Origin of the sequence: Catellatospora vulcania (assembly GCF_009720385.1) — a bacterium.
Lineage (GTDB): Bacteria > Actinomycetota > Actinomycetes > Mycobacteriales > Micromonosporaceae > Catellatospora > Catellatospora vulcania.
In genome coordinates this window covers 73895-90094 of the sequence record NZ_WARX01000036.1, presented here as the reverse complement: position 1 = coordinate 90094, position 16200 = coordinate 73895, and the positions used below count along the sequence as shown (strand labels likewise).

General features: G+C 71.1%; 15 protein-coding genes and 1 riboswitch. Of the genes, 13 read left to right on the top strand and 2 right to left on the bottom strand.

The annotated features are described in order from the left end of the window. The first annotated feature begins 49 nt into the window (after window positions 1-49). The 12 genes from F6W97_RS38680 (at window position 50) to F6W97_RS38625 (ending at window position 13173) form a co-directional block, all read left to right on the top strand. Window positions 50-835, top strand: a complete 786-nt coding sequence (locus tag F6W97_RS38680) for a DeoR/GlpR family DNA-binding transcription regulator (protein WP_155375564.1) — start codon at window positions 50-52, stop codon at window positions 833-835. Between the two features lie 121 nt (window positions 836-956). Beyond that, a complete protein-coding gene (locus F6W97_RS38675; protein ID WP_155375563.1) occupies window positions 957-1949 on the top strand; it encodes an ABC transporter ATP-binding protein in 993 nt (330 codons plus the stop codon). A gap of 64 nt (window positions 1950-2013) precedes the next feature. Continuing rightward, window positions 2014-3000 (top strand): ABC transporter permease subunit, encoded by a 987-nt coding sequence (locus tag F6W97_RS38670; protein WP_155375562.1) that lies wholly within the window; start codon window positions 2014-2016, stop codon window positions 2998-3000. Window positions 3001-3154: 154 nt separating this feature from the next. Then, the gene (locus F6W97_RS38665) at window positions 3155-3556 is read left to right on the top strand and encodes a DUF3263 domain-containing protein (protein ID WP_155375561.1); all 402 of its coding nucleotides are present in this window, start codon (window positions 3155-3157) and stop codon (window positions 3554-3556) included. Window positions 3557-3737: 181 nt separating this feature from the next. Next, window positions 3738-4313 (top strand): hypothetical protein, encoded by a 576-nt coding sequence (locus tag F6W97_RS38660; RefSeq protein ID WP_155375560.1) that lies wholly within the window; start codon window positions 3738-3740, stop codon window positions 4311-4313. Between the two features lie 98 nt (window positions 4314-4411). Next, window positions 4412-7264, top strand: coding sequence for an alpha/beta fold hydrolase (locus F6W97_RS38655; protein ID WP_155375559.1), 2853 nt, complete (start codon window positions 4412-4414; stop codon window positions 7262-7264). Further along, window positions 7261-8154 (top strand): ABC transporter permease, encoded by an 894-nt coding sequence (locus F6W97_RS38650; RefSeq protein ID WP_155375558.1) that lies wholly within the window; start codon window positions 7261-7263, stop codon window positions 8152-8154. Before F6W97_RS38655 ends, F6W97_RS38650 begins: the two co-directional genes overlap by 4 nt. Before the next feature lie 218 nt (window positions 8155-8372). Continuing rightward, window positions 8373-8657, top strand: coding sequence for a hypothetical protein (locus F6W97_RS38645; RefSeq protein ID WP_155375557.1), 285 nt, complete (start codon window positions 8373-8375; stop codon window positions 8655-8657). After that, entirely contained in the window at window positions 8647-9396 is a 750-nt protein-coding gene (locus tag F6W97_RS38640) for a hypothetical protein (protein WP_155375556.1), read from the top strand. The genes F6W97_RS38645 and F6W97_RS38640 overlap by 11 nt, the downstream gene beginning before the upstream one ends. Before the next feature lie 222 nt (window positions 9397-9618). Beyond that, window positions 9619-9732, top strand: a riboswitch (SAM riboswitch). 10 nt (window positions 9733-9742) lie between these two features. Further along, complete coding sequence (gene thrC / locus F6W97_RS38635) at window positions 9743-11023, top strand: threonine synthase (protein ID WP_155375555.1); 1281 nt, start codon at window positions 9743-9745, stop codon at window positions 11021-11023. A 228-nt stretch (window positions 11024-11251) separates the two neighbouring features. Then, a complete protein-coding gene (locus F6W97_RS38630; protein WP_155375554.1) occupies window positions 11252-12301 on the top strand; it encodes a GNAT family N-acetyltransferase in 1050 nt (349 codons plus the stop codon). Between the two features lie 74 nt (window positions 12302-12375). Further along, entirely contained in the window at window positions 12376-13173 is a 798-nt protein-coding gene (locus F6W97_RS38625) for a hypothetical protein (protein WP_155375553.1), read from the top strand. Between the two features lie 7 nt (window positions 13174-13180). Here the strand turns inward: F6W97_RS38625 and F6W97_RS38620 are convergent, their stop codons facing one another. Both F6W97_RS38620 and F6W97_RS38615 read right to left on the bottom strand, forming a co-directional pair. Next, the gene (locus tag F6W97_RS38620) at window positions 13181-13912 is read right to left on the bottom strand and encodes a TetR/AcrR family transcriptional regulator (protein ID WP_155375552.1); all 732 of its coding nucleotides are present in this window, start codon (window positions 13910-13912) and stop codon (window positions 13181-13183) included. A 25-nt stretch (window positions 13913-13937) separates the two neighbouring features. Continuing rightward, window positions 13938-14396, bottom strand: coding sequence for a hypothetical protein (locus tag F6W97_RS38615; protein WP_155375551.1), 459 nt, complete (start codon window positions 14394-14396; stop codon window positions 13938-13940). Window positions 14397-14506: 110 nt separating this feature from the next. On the opposite strand from F6W97_RS38615, the gene paaN reads away from it, so the two are divergent. Beyond that, on the top strand, window positions 14507-16150 hold the full coding sequence (gene paaN, locus F6W97_RS38610) for a phenylacetic acid degradation protein PaaN (RefSeq protein ID WP_407924645.1): 1644 nt from the start codon (window positions 14507-14509) through the stop codon (window positions 16148-16150). The last annotated feature ends 50 nt before the right edge of the window (window positions 16151-16200 follow it).

The window sequence follows — 16200 nt, the reverse complement described above, 5'->3', positions numbered from 1 at the left end:
CGCACTAGTGTGCACGCATCCGCTCAGAAATCGCGCAAACGGAGGTTCGGTGGACCGGTACGCCCGCTGGAACGCGCTGCTGGAACTGCTGACCGAATCCGGCCGGGTGAGCGTCGAGGAGGCCGCCGAGCGGCTGGACGTCTCCCAGGCCACCATCCGCCGCGACTTCGACCAGCTCGCCCAGCAGCAGATGATCACGCGTACCCGGGGCGGCGCGGTCGCCAGCGGCGTCTCCTACGACCTGCCGCTGCGCTACAAGACCGCCAAGCACTCGGCCGAGAAGCAGCGCATCGGCACCGCGGCGGCCGCGCTGGTGCAGCCCGGCATGGTGGTCGGCCTCAACGGCGGCACCACCACCACCGAGGTGGCCCGCGCCCTGGCCGTACGCCCCGAGCTCAACTCGGTCTCCGAGGGCGCTCAGCTCACCGTGGTCACCAACGCGCTCAACATCGCCAACGAGCTGCTGGTCCGCTCCCGGATGAAGATCGTGGTGACCGGCGGCGTGGTGCGCCCGCAGTCGTTCGAGCTGGTCGGGCCGCTCGGCGGCGGCATCCTGCGCGAGGTCACCCTCGACCTGGTGCTGCTCGGCGTCAACGCGATCGACGTGACGCTCGGCGCGGCCGCCCACCACGAAGGCGAGGCGGCGATGAACTCGCTGATGGTGGCCCGCGCCAAGCGTGTGGCGATCATCGCGGACTCGTCCAAGCTGGGCAGTCACGCGTTCGCCCGGATCTGCCCCGTCGAGCGCATAGAAACCCTGGTCACCGACTCCAACGCCGACCCCGCCGCGGTCGCCGCGTTCCGCGAGGCCGGCCTCAACGTCATCGTCGCCTGACCCCATTCCGTAGGGGCTTCCCTACGGGGTGCGGTTGTGAAGAAACCGGGAAGATCAGGGCTGCGTCTCAGGGTGCATACCCCGTAGGGTGCGGGGGTCACTGATACCTAGGAGGTCGCCCGTGACCGCTGTCTTGGAGATCCAAGGCCTGCGTAAGACGTACCGAGCCCGGGGTGGCCCCCGTCGGGCACTGGACGGCTTCGAGATGTATGTGGAGGCCGGACAGGTCCACGGCTTCCTGGGGCCCAACGGCTCCGGCAAGACCACCACCCTGCGTACGCTGCTCGGCCTGATCAAGCCGGACAGTGGCGAGATGCGCATCCTCGGTCACGAGCTGCCGCGGCACCTGCCGCAGGTCGTCGCCCAGGTCGGCGCGATCGTGGAGAGCCCGCAGTTCTTCGCCCACTTCACCGCGCGCGACACCCTCTCCCTGCTGGCCGACGCGGGCAGCCTGCCCAAGGAGCGCGTCGACTGGGCGCTGGAGCTGGTCGGGCTGCGCGAGCGCGCCAAGGAGCGCGTCAAGACGTACTCGCTCGGCATGAAGCAGCGGCTGGCCGTCGCGTCGGCGCTGCTGAAGCAGCCGAAGCTGCTCATCCTCGACGAGCCCGCCAACGGCCTGGACCCGGGCGGCATCCGCGAGATGCGCGACATGATGGCCACGCTGTCGGCCGGTGGCATGACCGTGGTGCTGTCCAGCCACATCCTCGGCGAGATCCAGCTCATCTGCGACAGCGTCACCATCATCTCGCTGGGCCGCCGGGTCGCGGCGGGCCCGGTCGCCGAGGTGCTGCAGGCGCACTCGTCGGGCCAGGTGCGGGTCGCCCTGGAGACGCCGGCGGACCTGTCCGCGGCGGCCCAGGTGCTGATCGCGGCAGGGTTCCAGCTGCAGGCGAACACCGACCACCTCACCCTGTCCGGGGTGGACAAGCCGGCGCTGGTGGCGCGGCTGCTGGCCGAGCGCCAGCTCTACGTCAGCGAGCTCACCCCGGTGACCGCGGACCTCGAAAGCGTGTTCCTGGAGCTGACCGGCACCGCCCCGGTGCCCGGCCAGGTCCGCTCGGTCGATCAGAGCGTGCGGCCGGAGCTCACGCCGCAGAACGGGGTGGGGGCATGAGCGAGCTTTGCGAGCGAATCAGCGGGCTCGGCGATGCCGCCGACGAGCGCAGCGAGGAGAAGGCATGAGTCTGGCGCGTGCTGAGCGGCGGCGCTTCTTCAAGCGCCGGCTGACCCGCTGGGTGTTCCCGATCGGTCTCCTGCTGCTGGTGACGATCGCGTCGATCCTGTTCGCATTCCACTCCAAGCCGACCGCCGAGGCGCGTGCCAGGGGCGAGGTGGCGGCCGAGGCGATGTACCAGGAGCAGGTTCGCTACTACGAGCAGTACAAGCGCGAGTGCGGCGAGAAGTGTCCCGAGGACGGCTGGACCGGACCGCAGCGGTCCGACTTCCGGGCCGAGGACTTCATGCCGCCGTCGTTCGACTTCAAGTCGATGTACGGCGAGCTGTTCCTGGTCTGGGCCGCGATCATGGCGATGGTGGCGTTCCTGCTGGGGGCGTCGTTCGTCGGGGCGGAGTGGGCCTCCGGGTCGATGATGAACCTGCTGACCTGGCAGCCGAAACGGATGAAGGTGCTCGGCACCAAGCTGGGCGTGATGCTGCTGTCGGTGGCCGCGCTGTCCATCCTGGCGCTGGGTGTCTGGACCGGCATCCTGTGGGCGGCAGGTGAGCTGCGCGGCACCACGGAGGGCCTGACGCCGGGGGTGTGGCAGTCGTTCGGGCTGACCGCGTTGCGCGGGCTGGGCATGATCCTGGCGTTCGGGGCGCTCGGCTTCGGGCTGGCCTCGATCGGGCGGCACACCGGTCTCGCGCTGGGCGCGGCCCTGGCCGTGGTGATCGTCGGGCAGGTGGGCCTGACCATCCTGTTCCAGATGGTCCGGGTGCCGTTCTGGGAGCAGTACCTGGTGCCGATCCACATCTTCGCCTGGATGAACAAAGAGATGAAGCTGGTGGACTGGAGTTCGCCGGAGACCGTCTGCGACAACGCGGGCAACTGCAACCCGCCGGAGCTGCTGATCACCTGGCAGGACAGCGGCTCGATGGCGCTGGGTCTGGTCGCGGTGGTGCTGGTGCTCGCCTTCTGGCAGATGCGTCGTCGCGACATCAGCTGAGGCACGCATAGGGCCGGGCGGCCCGGGTATCCGGTCTACGGACACCCGGGCCGCCCGGCCTCTTTTGTGGCACGGCAACCCTGATCACAGGTCTTTCGTTGATCACGACAGCGCACCTAGACTCGTGGGACGTGGCCCATGGGGAGGGGACAAAATGGAGCAGGTCAGACATCGTCCGCGTGCCGACGGCAGCGACCTGGAGGAACTGCCCCTGCTCCCGGCTCCCCGGCGCGAGCCGTCCCCGCTCGACCTGGTCCCGTCCGCCGAGCGCGACGACGAGGTCGACTCCGACCTGCCCGCGGCGGCCGTGGTCACCGAGGACGAGGCGCTGTCCGAGCGGGACCGGCACATCCTCGCCTTCGAGCAGCAGTGGTGGCGGCACGCCGGGGCCAAGGAGCAGGCGATCCGCGATCAGTTCGAGGTCTCCGCGACGCGTTACTACCAGCTGCTGAACGCGCTGCTCGACAACCCGGCGGCGCTGGCGCACGACCCGGTGCTCGTCGGCCGGCTGCGGCGGCTGCGCGGCAGCCGGGCCCGCACCCGCAGCACCCGTTGAGCACTGTCCGCGGCACTCGTTGAACCCTGCCCGCAGCACCGCTGACCCCTGGCGGCGGCGCCGAGTGCCGCAGTTCGGGGGCGGCTGTCATCTTCGCGATCTCTTGATCGTTCCGTGATCCACCGCTGAGACCCTGCCAGCCATGCGATCGAACCTCCGCCGTTGTCTCCCGCTCCTGGCCTTGGCTGTGCTGGGCCTCACCGCCGCCTGCGACGACGGCGGCACCCCCGCCGCCGCGCCCACGGCCATCACCTCGCTTTCCCCGTCGGCCGTGCCGAGCAGTGCGGCGGCTCCCGCGCCGAGCGCCAGCCCGAAGGTGGACAAGGGCTTCATCACCGCAGGCGGGTACGGGCCGTACAAGATCGGGCTGGCCCTGGCCAAGGCCGACGCCGACAAGCTGGTCACCAAGAAGCAGAGCGCGGCGGGCTGCCCCGGCTGGGTCGCCGGGTTCGGCAGCGGCGCGTACGCGGACGTGGCGGTGGTCTTCTACAACGGCGAACTGCTGTGGTTCAGCACGGACGGCAAGTCGCACCAGACCGCGGCCGGGGCGAAGGTCGGCGCGAAGCTCGCCGACGTCAAGGCGATGTACGCCGGGGCCAAGGAGCTGCCCGGCCCGAACGGCGAGAAGGCGCTGTCGGTCAACAGCGGCAAGAACACGCTGTTCTTCCGGTTCACCAAGGCGGGCGTGCTCCAGGGCATCGAGGCGGGCAGCGCCGAGACGCTGGAGTTCCGCTACACCGAGGGCGAGGGCTGCTGAAAGCTGGAGGCCACCCGCACGCCGGCTGAAAGAACTCTCAGCTTGCGTGGGGGTTGTCCCCGATGGGTCCACCGGTGCTGCGCCGTACTGTGGCGGTCATGCGCGCGCTCGCGGCCCGAGTACGGGCGAAGATCAATAGACGGTGGATCGCCGGAGGCGTCGGCGTGGTGCTGCTCGCCGGTCTGGCGGCCTGGGCGGTGTGGCCCGCGGACCCCGGCTACCGCACGGTGGACGAGCGGGTGGCGGTACGCACCGGCCCGCTCGGCGACTCCGATGTCACCCTCGACACCCGGCTCTACCTGCCCGACGGCGCGTCCGCCGGGAAGAAGGCGCCGGCGCTGCTGCTGGCGCACGGGTTCGGCGGCACGAAGGAGAGCGTCGCGACGGACGCCCAGGACCTGGCCGGGCTCGGCTACGCGGTGCTCACCTGGACCGCGCAGGGCTTCGGGGCGAGCACCGGGCAGATCCACCTGAACTCCCCGGACTACGAGGTCCGCGACGCCCAGCGGCTGCTGGACCACCTCGCCAAGCGCGACGACATCCAGCTCGACGCCTCGGGCGACCCGCGGGTCGGCGTGCTCGGCGGCTCGTACGGCGGCGCGCTGTCCCTGCTGCTCGCGGCGCAGGACAAGCGGGTCGACGCGATCGTCCCGATGATCACGTGGAACGACCTCGGCAACTCGCTGTTCGCGCAGTCCGCGGACACCACCGACGACGGCGTGTTCAAGCAGGCGTGGGCCGGGGTCTTCTTCAGCTCTGGCATGTCCGGCGGACGCGGCGGCGGTGGCGGCCTGGACCTGGAGTCACTCGGTGCGGGCGGCGCGAACGGTGCGGGCGGCACGGGCGGCGCGGTGCCGGGTGACGGCGCGGCCGGGCCCGCGAACCTCAACCCGCAGTGCGGGCGCTGGGCCGCCGACATCTGCCAGACCTACCTGCGCGTGGCGGCCGCCGGACGGCTCGACGCGGCCTCGCGAGAGCAGCTCGCGCAGCGCAGCCCGGCCTCGGTGCTCAACCAGATCAAGGCGCCCACGCTGCTGATCCAGGGCCTGGCCGACTCGCTGTTCCCGCTGAGCGAGGCCGACGCCAACGCGCGCGGCATCGCCGCGAACGGCACGCCGGTGCGGGTCGCCTGGTTCAGCGGCGGCCACGACGGCGGCGACGGCCCGCAGTCCGACTCCGACCGGCTCAAGTACCTGACCGCGCAGTGGTTCGACCACTACCTCAAGGGCAACGGCGCGGCCCCGGCGGGCAGTTTCACGTACTCGCGGATCACCGGGCTGGACGCGGTGGACCGGGGCACCATGGCGACCGGATACCAGGTCACCGACTATCCGGGACTGGCCGGGCAGGGCACCGTGCAGGTGCCGGTGAGCGGCGGTCCGCGTACCGTGGCCAACCCGCCCAACGGCACCCCGGCCGCCCTGTCCTCGCTGCCCGGCACGGGTTCGGGCGCGCTGTCGAGCTTCGTCAACGGGGCCGTCAGCGACCTGCCCGGCCAGCACGCGCGCTTCGAGTCGGCGCCGCTGGAGCAGGCGGTGAGCGTGGTCGGCACGCCGAGCGTGCTGATCCGGGCGGCGTCGCCGACGGGCGAGGCGGTGCTGTTCGTCAAGCTGTACGACGTCGACCCGAACGGCTCGGCCGCGCTGAGCATGGGCCTGATCGCGCCGGTGCGGCTGACCGGCCTGCCGACCAGCATCGACCAGGCGCACCCGGTGCGGGTGACGCTGCCCGGCATCGTGCGCGAGTTCGAGGCCGGCCACCGCCTGCGGGTCACCGTCGCCACCGCCGACCAGTCCTACCTGGGCCCGGTAGCCCCGGTCGACTACACGGTGGCGGTCGGCCCGGCCGACGGCGGCGCGGCGGTCACCCTGCCCACGGTCCCCGGGACCCCGATCGCCACCGCCGACGCGATCTGGCTGTACGTGCTGCTCGGACTGCTCGCGCTGCTGGCCGTCGGGCTGGCGATCGTGATCTTCGTGGCCCGGCGGCGGCACCGGCGGGTGGACCACTCGGTCTCCGCCGCGCACGCCGACACCCCGCTGTGGGTGCGCGGCCTGCGCAAGACGTACGGCGACTTCGTGGCCGTGGACAGCATCGACTTCACGGTCGAGCGCGGCCAGGTGGTCGGCCTGCTCGGCCCGAACGGCGCGGGCAAGACCACCAGCCTGCGCGTGCTGATGGGGCTGACCCAGGCCACCGCCGGTGAGGTGCTCATCTTCGGGCACCGGCTGGCCCCGGGCGCGCCGGTGCTGTCCCGGATCGGCGCGCTGGTCGAGGGCCCCGGCTTCCTTCCGCACCTGTCCGGTGAGCAGAACCTCGCCGCGTACTGGCGGGCCACCGGGCGGCCGTGGGAGGAGGCCCGGTTCGACGACGCGCTGGCCATCGCGGGCCTCGGCGACGCCGTCAAGCGCAAGGTCAAGAACTACAGCCACGGTATGAAGCAGCGCCTGGCCGTGGCCCAGGCCATGCTCGGTATGCCGGAGTTGCTGGTGCTCGACGAGCCGACGGACGGGCTCGACCCGCCGCAGATCGCCGAGATGCGCCGGGTGCTGCAGCGATACGCCTCCGACGGGCGGGCCGTGCTGGTCTCCAGCCACCTGCTGGCCGAGGTCGAGCAGACCTGCACCCACGCGGTCGTGGTGCACAAGGGACGGGTGGTGGCGTCCGGCCGGGTCGACGAGATCGTCGGAGACAGCCCGACGACGCTGCTCGACGTGACCGACATCGACCTGGCCAGCAAGACCCTCGACCGCCTCGACGGCGTCGCCGGGTACGCGGTCGACGGCGAGCGCACGCTCGTGGTGGACCTCGGCGACGTCAGCCGCACCGAGGCGGTCTCCGCGCTGGTGCGGGCGGGCGTCGGCATCGACCGGGTGACGCCGCGGCGCCGCCTGGAGGACGCGTTCCTGGCCCTGGTGGGCGACTCGACGGCGGGAAGTGGTGACCGATGAGCGTAGAGCTGAAAGCAGAACGCGCAGCGCAGGGCGACGGGGCGGCGGCGGGGTACCGCGCGGGCCGCACGCTGACCTACGCCGCCGAGTTCGCCCGGCAGTGGCGGCGCAAGCGGACCCAGCTTGCGCTGGGCTTCATGGTGGTGCTGCCGATCATCCTGCTGGTCGCGTTCGAGCTGGGCGGCAGTGACGACGACGGCCGCTCCGGCCGGGGCCAGTTCTCCCAGCTGTCCGACGCGGCGATCTCCGGCGGGCTGAACTTCGCCATGTTCGCGCTGTTCGTCTCGGCCAGTTTCCTGCTGGTCGTGGTGGTGGCGCTGTTCCACGGGGACACGGTCGCCGCCGAGGCGAGCTGGGGCAGCCTGCGCTACCTGCTGGCGGTGCCGGTGCCGCGGGCGCGCCTGCTCGGGATCAAGCTGGCGGTCGCGCTCAGCTACTCGGCGCTGGCGATCCTGACCCTGCTCGGCACGGCCCTGCTGCTGGGCACGCTGCGCTACGGCTGGCATCCGCTGCAGTCGGGTATCGCCGCGGAGATCCCCGCCGGGGAAGGCATGCTGCGCCTGCTGGCCACCGCCGGCTTCCTGGGCATCAACATGCTGGTCGTGGCCGGGCTGGCCTTCCTGCTCTCGGTGCTCACGGACGCACCGCTCGGCGCGGTCGGCGGCGCGGTGCTGCTCTACATCGTGTCCTCGATCCTGGACCAGATCACCGCCCTGGGCGAGCTGCGCAACTTCCTGCCGACGCATTTCGCGCAGGCCTATCTGGGGTTGCTCACGACGCCGATGCAGTTCGACGACATCATCAAGGGCACCATCTCGGCGGTCTGTTACTTCACCGCCTTCTGCGCCCTGGCCTTCTACCGTTTCTCCCGCAAGGACGTCGTCTCCTGACAGACCGCGCGAGCGGCGTGGGCCGCGGCTCGGGGCGCTTCGCAAAGACGTTGGCCTATCTGATCGAGTTCGATCTTCGAAAACTCGATCAGATAGGCCAACGTCTATTACGGGCGGGGTGTCGGGAGCTGCGTCCGGCCCGGTGCCCGGGGTGATCCTGACGTGGCGCTTACATGGCGGGCGCTCCGGTCTGACATGGCGTGGGCAGAGTGCGGTTCATGAGACGTGCCATCGCCATGACGGCCCTAGCGGTCGCCCTCGGGGTCGCGCTGAGCGGGTGCCGTGGGGGCGGCAACCGGGACGCGCTGCCGCCGGCCGGGCCGGACACCGGGAGCGGCGTCGTCGCCACCACCCCCGCGTCCGCGCCGAAGACGACCGCGCCCGTGGACGCGGCCGCCGCGGTCAGCCAGGCCGACAAGGACCTCGTGGAACTCGACAAGCTGCTGGCGGAACTCGACGGACAGCTGAAGAAGGCAGAGGAGAGCCCGAACGATGAAGACTGACCTGCTGATCCGCCGTGGGCTGCTGTTCGCCGCCATGACACTGACCGCGACCGCGCTCGCCGCCGCCACCGGGATGCCGGCGCAGGCGGTCACCCCTGTCGCCGGAGTCGCCGTGCAGGCGGCAGACCAGGCCGCGAACCTGGCCAACGCCAAGAAGCTGACCACCGTACGCATCGACGGCCGGCTCGCCCTGCTGCGCGCCGAGGGGGTGGCGATCCGCAACGCGGCGCGCCTGACCGACGCCCACCAGACGGCGCTGCAGAAGATCATCGATGCGGACATCGCGGGCCTGACCGAGCTGCGCGCCAAGGTCGCCGCCGAGACCACGCCGGAGGCGGTCCGCGCCGACGCCCGCAGCATGGTCGAGGACTACCGCGTGTACCTGCTGGTCCGTCCCCAGGTCCATCTGACGCTGGCGGCAGATGTGGAGTCCGCGGCCCTGACCCGGCTGCGCACCCTGCACGACAAGCTCGCCCAGGCCGTCGCGGCGGCCAGATCCGCCGGCAAGGACGTCGGCGACGCCGAGGCCAAGCTGGCGCACATGAAGTCCGAGCTCGACGCGATGGGATCGGCCCTGTCCGGCCTCGCCGACGAGCTGCTCGCCGTCCAGCCCGGCCCCGACGCCGCCGCCATCAAGGCCAGGACCACCGCCGCCCGCGCCGACGCCCGCACCGCGCGCACCCACCTGCGCGCCGCCACCACCGACGCGAAAGCAATCCGCGACCTCCTCAAGCCTTGAGGAAAGGATGATCGGCCCACGGCAGTGAGACGGGCAGCGGCTCTGCTCATCGGTATACGTGGAGCAAGGGCGCCTTCCTGACGCCCACGGGTCGCGACGGTCTCCCCACCGTCGCGACCCGCCGGTTTTCGCCGCTGTGGCGGGTGAGGCGTGCATCTCATCCGCTGGGAACGCTGGAAACGGCGATCTCGGTTCTGCTTAACTGCAAAGCACAACTGAATACCCTCATCCAGAGGAGCTGAGGGACACGGCCCGACGACGCTCCGGCAACCACCATCGATGGCAGGTGCCAACTCCGTCCGGCGGGCCAGATCGGTGACGCCGGGAAGATGAGAGGAAACATCTCATGACGTCTGCCGTCATCGCGCCCCTCGGTGTCGATTCCCCCGCGCGCGGCCTGGAGTGCCGCGGCTGTGGCGCCCGCTTCCCGCTCGCGGCCCAGCACGCCTGTTACGAGTGTTTCGGCCCGCTCGAGGTCTGGTACGACGCGGAGTCGCTGGCCAAGGTGACCCGCGCCCAGATCGAGGCGGGGCCGCAGAACATCTGGCGGTACGCGGGCCTGCTGCCGGTCGGCCAGCACGCCGCCGACCGGGTGACGCTCAACCCGGGTCTGACCCCGCTGGTACGCGCCGACGCGCTGGCCGCCGAGATCGGCCTGCGCGCACCGCTGTGGGTGAAGGACGACTCGGCCAACCCGACGCACTCGTTCAAGGACCGCGTGGTGTCGGTCGCGCTGACCGCCGCGAAGGCACTCGGGTTCACCCGCTACGCCTGCGCCTCCACCGGCAACCTGGCGAACTCGGTCGCCGCGCACGCCGCCCGCGCGGGTGTGCCCTCGATCGTGTTCATCCCGCACGACCTGGAGCCCGGCAAGATCATCACCACCGCGGTGTACGGCGGTGACCTGGTCGCCATCGAGGGCTCGTACGACGACGTCAACCGGCTGTGCTCCGAACTGGTGGAGACCGACGAGTTCGAGGACACCGCGTTCGTCAACGTGAACGTGCGCCCGTTCTACGCCGAGGGTTCCAAGACGCTGGGGTACGAGGTGGCCGAGCAGCTCGGCTGGCGCATCCCTGCGCAGGTGGTCGTCCCGATGGCCTCCGGCGAGCTGCTCACCAAGATTGACAAGGCGTTCGAGGAGCTGGTGTCCTCCGGCCTGGCCGTCGCGCCCGAGGGCGGCTGGAAGGTGTTCGGCGCGCAGTCGCTGGGCTGCAACCCGATCGCCACCGCGCTGCACGCGGGCACCGACGTGATCACCCCCGTGAAGCCGACCGGCATCGCGAAGTCGCTGAACATCGGCGACCCGGCCGCCGGCCTGTACGCGCTGGAGGCGGTGCGCCGCACCGGCGGCTGGATGGACTACGCCTCCGACGACGAGATCCGGGACGCGATCCGGCTGCTGGCGCGTACCACCGGCGTCTTCGCGGAGACCGCGGGCGGGGTGACCACCGCGGTGACCGCGAAGCTGGTCGCCTCCGGCCGGCTCGACCCGGACCTGGAGACGGTCGTCTACAACACCGGCGAGGGCCTGAAGACCCTGGACGCGGTGGCCGAACTGGTCGGTCCGACGTACCGGGTGAAGCCGTCGCTGAAGGCCGCCCGCGAGGCGGGCCTGCTCGGCTGAGCTCTATGGCTGCTGAAGGCGCCCTTCCCGCTCAGGTGGGAGGGCGCCTTCTCGCATGCCGAGGTCGTGGCCGCGGTGTGCCCGGGCCGCGGACGGCCGCGTCCACGCAGGCCACGCCAGGTGTGAAGTTTGGAAGGTGCCCTTCCTCCACGTATAGCGATGTGAAGGTGCCCTTCCTTCGCAAAAACGGGGTGCGGTGGGGATGGGGGTGGGAGGACGCTGGCGGGCATGAGTCTGCGAATCGCCCCCGTCAGCGTTGACGATCCTGCCTCCATCGACGCGTGGGTGGAGGTGATGGGGCGGATACAGGAGCACGAATTTCCGTATCTTCCGCCGCGGACCAGGCGGTCGGCGGAGTTGATGCTCGTTCACATCTTTCCGGCGCGGGCTGTCGAACACCGGTTGGCCTGGCTGGACGGCGAGCCTGCGGGGCGGCTCGAGGTGTCCCGGATGACGGAGGAGAACCTGAAGGTCCTCTTCTTCACGATCGAGGTGGCGCCGCGTTTCCGGCGGCGGGGCGTGGGCCGGGCGCTGTTCGGCGAGGTGCTGGCGTACGCCCGCGAGCACGACCGCACCGTGCTGATGACGGGCAGCTCGCTGTCCATGCCGGACCTGCCCGCGCCCGACGAGTCCCCGGCCGCGTTCGCGACGGCGTTCGGGTTCACGAACACGCTGCCGGAGCTGCAGCGGCGGCTGACGCTCGCGGAGGTCGACGAGGACGTGCTGGCCGGCATGCTGGCCGCGGCGCAGGCCAAGGCCGCCGGCTACCGCGTGGTGCGCTGGCACGACGCGGCTCCCGAGGAGCTGGCCGAGGGCGTGGCCTATCTGGAATCCCGGCTGATGACCGACGCGCCGACCGGTGACCTGCAGGTCGAGCCGGAGAAGCCGGACGTGGGCCGGCTGCGCCGGTTCGAAGAGGTGGTCGCTGCGCGCGGGCGGCGCACGTTCCACACCGGGGCGGTGCACGAGCAGACCGGCGCCCTGGTCGCCTGGACGACGATCTCCTCCGACGAGGAGACGCCCCGGCACGCCTGGCAGCAGATCACCATCGTGGACCCGGACCACCGCGGCCGTCGGCTCGGCGCGCTGGTGAAGGTGGAGAATCTGCGCTTCTTCCGGGCCGAGATGCCGCAGGTCGAGGTGGTGGACACCTTCAACGCGGCGGAGAACAGCTTCATGATCTCCATCAACGAGCAGATGGGCTTCCGCAGGCTCGCCGCATTCCAGAACTGGCAGCGTGACCTGGCCAAGGACGGTTCCGCCGGGTCGGCGGAATAAAACGGGCCATTTGCCTAAAACGGACTAGCCATAAGACCGGCACCCCGGGGGTGTCGTGATCGTTGATCAGGGACATGAGGCCCCGATTGCTCGTGTCCCTGATCGCCGCCCTCACCGTCGTGCCCACGGCGCTCGCCGTGCTGACCACTCCCGCCACGGCGCTCGCGCCGCCCGCGGGCGGCACGCTCACCGCCAAGGTCTTCGCGACCCGGGAGGGCCTGGTCGGCTGGAAGACCGCCAACGGACACAAGATCACCAAGCGCGACTGGTTCGCCGCGCTGCCGTCGTGGCGCGGGCTGTCGGACCGCGGCGAGGGGGACAAGAGCGTCCGGGTCTGCCACTCCGGCACCGACCGGTGCGTGTTCCTGCCGGTGTGGGACGTCGGCCCGTGGAACACCAAGGACGACTACTGGGCCGACGACCGGCACATGTGGGAGAAGCTGCCGCGCGGCAAGCCCCAGGCGCAGGCGGCGTACCAGGACGACTACCACGACGGCGAGGACGAGTTCGGCCGTGAGGTGCTCAACCCGGCCGGCATCGACATCGCCGACGGCGCGTTCTGGGACGGCCTCGACCTCGACGACAACGACTGGGTCCACGTGACCTTCCTGTGGACCGGCGAGGGCGACCGGGGTGTCGTGGACACCGATGGCGGCGAGTGGCTGCGCGTGCGCTCGGCCCCGAAGGTCAAGGCGGACCTGCGCGGTGGCGCGGGCGAGTACGCCCAGCTGCCGATCCGGTGCCAGGTCAAGGGCGACAAGGTCAAGGGGACGGTGCGCACCACCGACCTGTGGAACCGCGTCGGCGACGGCATCTACGTGTCCCACGCGTACGTCCGGCTGATCGACGGGGCCAAGCCCCGCAAGTGCTGACCGGCCCTCACCCGGCCGCGTGCGGCCAGACAGTCTCCAGCAGGGTCAGCCCGCGGGTGGTCAGCGGCCTGAAGATCTTCATCCGGGACGCGCCGACCAGGTACTCCAGGTAGGGCACGGCCAGCTCCACGACCGCCTTCGTGCGCCGCTGGCCGGGCGTCGTGTCGTGCACCCAGTACACGACCAGCCCGAGCTGGGCCAGCCACAGCAGTTGCGGCAGCCGGGCCCGCAGCTGCGGGTCCATCTTCGTCTCGGTGCTGTCGACCAGCCGCTGGAAGATGCTGGTGGCCAGCTCGCGGGCCTGCGTCGACTCCGCGCTGAACGGGCTCACCGGCGAGCCGGGCACCGCCGCGATGCCGATGAACCGGCCCGCGAACGCGTGGTGCGGCGCCCACACGTCGATGCCCTCGCGCAGGATCGCGCTCAGCCGGTCGCCGAGGGACGTGCCGCCGGCCAGGATCGGCTCCACCCGGGCCAGGTGCTCGCGCTGCAGCTCCAGGTAGAACTCGGAGACCAGCGCCTCCTTGGCAGGAAAGTAGTAGTAGGCGTTGCCGACCGAGACCCCGGCGTCGGCGGCGATCGCCCGCATCGTCGTCTTCTCGTACCCGGCCTCGCCGAACAGCCGGATCGCGCTGGCCACGATCGCCTGGCGGGTCTGCTCGCCCCGGGACGTGTCAGCGGCCCGTCCCCGGGCCGCCTGCTCAGCGGCGGGGGACGAGCCGTTGTCGGTGTGCGTCACGCTGCCCACGCTAGCGGCGGCGTGGTCACGCGGCGGGGGTCAGGCGGCGCGGGTTCGCGTCGGCCTGCCGGTCTGCCGGTCGCTGGTCGGCCGCCTGCTGGGTGAGCGCGGCGGCGGGCACCGGGTACGCCCTGGTCAGTGGTCCCTGCATCTGCCGGCGGAGCCGGCCGAGCAGCAGCACGGTGCCCAGGTGCACCACCACCAGCGCGAGCGTGATGATGCCGATCTTGGTGGCGAGCGTCTCGACCGCGTCGACGGGGCCGGTCACCTCGTCGTAGGTCTTCATGGCGATCGCCATGTAGCCGAGGTTCAGCAGGTAGAAGCCGACCACGAGGAACTTCGTGACGGCGGCGGCGAGCTCCCCGGTCGGGAGCACGTCACGCAGGAAGGCCTGCCCGTGACGCTGCAGGGTGTGGCCGACCCACAGGGTCAGCGCGAGGGTGACGACCGCGTAGGCCAGGTATACGGCCAGCTTCGGGTCCATGTCCCATCTCCGATTTGAACGTGTTCAACTTTCGGACGTTCTCATGCTGACACACGACTTGAACATGTTCAACTGTGGCTCCGCTCACCCCGTCGGGCATGATGAGGGGCATGACTGTCACCACCACGGACCTCTTCACCACCCATGAGGAGCTGCTGAACAGCGCGCTGCGGGCGATCACCGAGCGCGGCTACTGGTCGGCGTACCCGGAGTCGCCGAGCCCCAAGGTGTACGGCGAGACCGCCGCCGCCGACGGCAAGGCCGCCTTCACCGCTCTGCTGGGCAAGGACTTCCCCCTGGACCAGCCCGCCGACGAGTGGGTGGCCCCGGAGCAGTCGCCGTTCGGCATCCCGCTCGGGGTGCGATACCCCCGGACCAGCCCTGATGCTCTGATCGCCGCCGCCAAGGCGGCGCTGCCCTCGTGGCGCGACGCCGGGCCGCAGCAGCGCGCCGGGGTGTGCCTGGAGATCCTCGCCCGCCTGCACAAGCGAGTGTTCGAGCTGGCCAACGCGGTGCACGCGACCACCGGCCAGGCGTTCGTGATGGCTTTCCAGGCCGGCGGACCGCACGCACTCGACCGCGCGCTGGAGGCCGTCGCCTACGGCTACGCCGAGCAGACCCGGCAGGTCGGCTCCGTGGTGTGGACCAAGAAGGCCGACACGCTGGCCAAGACGTACCACCTGGTGCCGCGCGGCATCGGCCTGGTCATCGGCTGCAACACCTTCCCGACCTGGAACTCCTGGCCGGGCCTGTTCGCCTCGCTGATCACCGGCAACCCGGTGCTGGTCAAGCCGCACCCGGGCGCGGTGCTGCCGCTGGCCATCACGGTGCAGGTCGCCCGCGAGGTGCTCGCCGAGGCCGGGCTCGACCCGAACACGGTGCAGCTCGCCGTCGACACCCGTGAGGCGCCGGTCGCCAAGGACCTGGCGCTGCGGCCCGAGATCCGCCTCATCGACTTCACCGGCTCCACCGCCTTCGGCGACTGGCTGGAGGCCACCGCCCGGCAGGCGCAGGTCTACACGGAGAAGGCCGGGGTCAACACCGTCATCGTCGACTCCACCGGCGACTTCGCCGGCATGTGCCGCAACCTGGGCTTCTCGCTCACCCTCTACAGCGGTCAGATGTGCACCACCCCGCAGAACCTGCTCATCCCGGCCGGCGGCATCGAGACCGAGGCCGGGCACAAGAGCTTCGACGAGGTCGTCGACGGCATCGCCGGCGCGGTCCGCGCGATCACCGCCGACCCGGCCAAGGCCGTGGAGTTCACCGGCGCGATCGTGAACGGCGACGTGGTGGACCGGATCGAGGCCGCCCGCAAGCTGGGCGACGTGGTGCTCGACTCGGCCGAGCTGGCCCACCCGGCGTACGCCGACGCGGTGGTCCGCACCCCGATGATCGTGAAGGTGACCGACGGCTACGGCAGCGAGTGCTTCGGCCCGGTGACCTTCGCGGTGCCGACGGCGTCGACCGCGCAGAGCATCGACATCTTCCGGGAGACGGTCGGCGAGAAGGGCGCCATCACCGCGGCGGTCTACAGCACCGACGAGTCGGTGCTCGACGCGGTCGAGCAGGCGGCGATGGAGGTGGGCGTACACCTGTCGGCGAACCTGACCGGCGGGATCTTCGTCAACCAGTCGGCGGCCTTCTCCGACTTCCACGCCTCCGGCGCGAACCCGGCCGCCAACGCGGCGCTGACCGACGGCGCGTTCGTGGCGAGCCGCTTCCGCATCGTCCAGTCCCGCCGCCCGGCCTGACCGCCGCGGCTCTCCGCATCCGCACAGCTCAGCAACCCTAGATAGTTAAG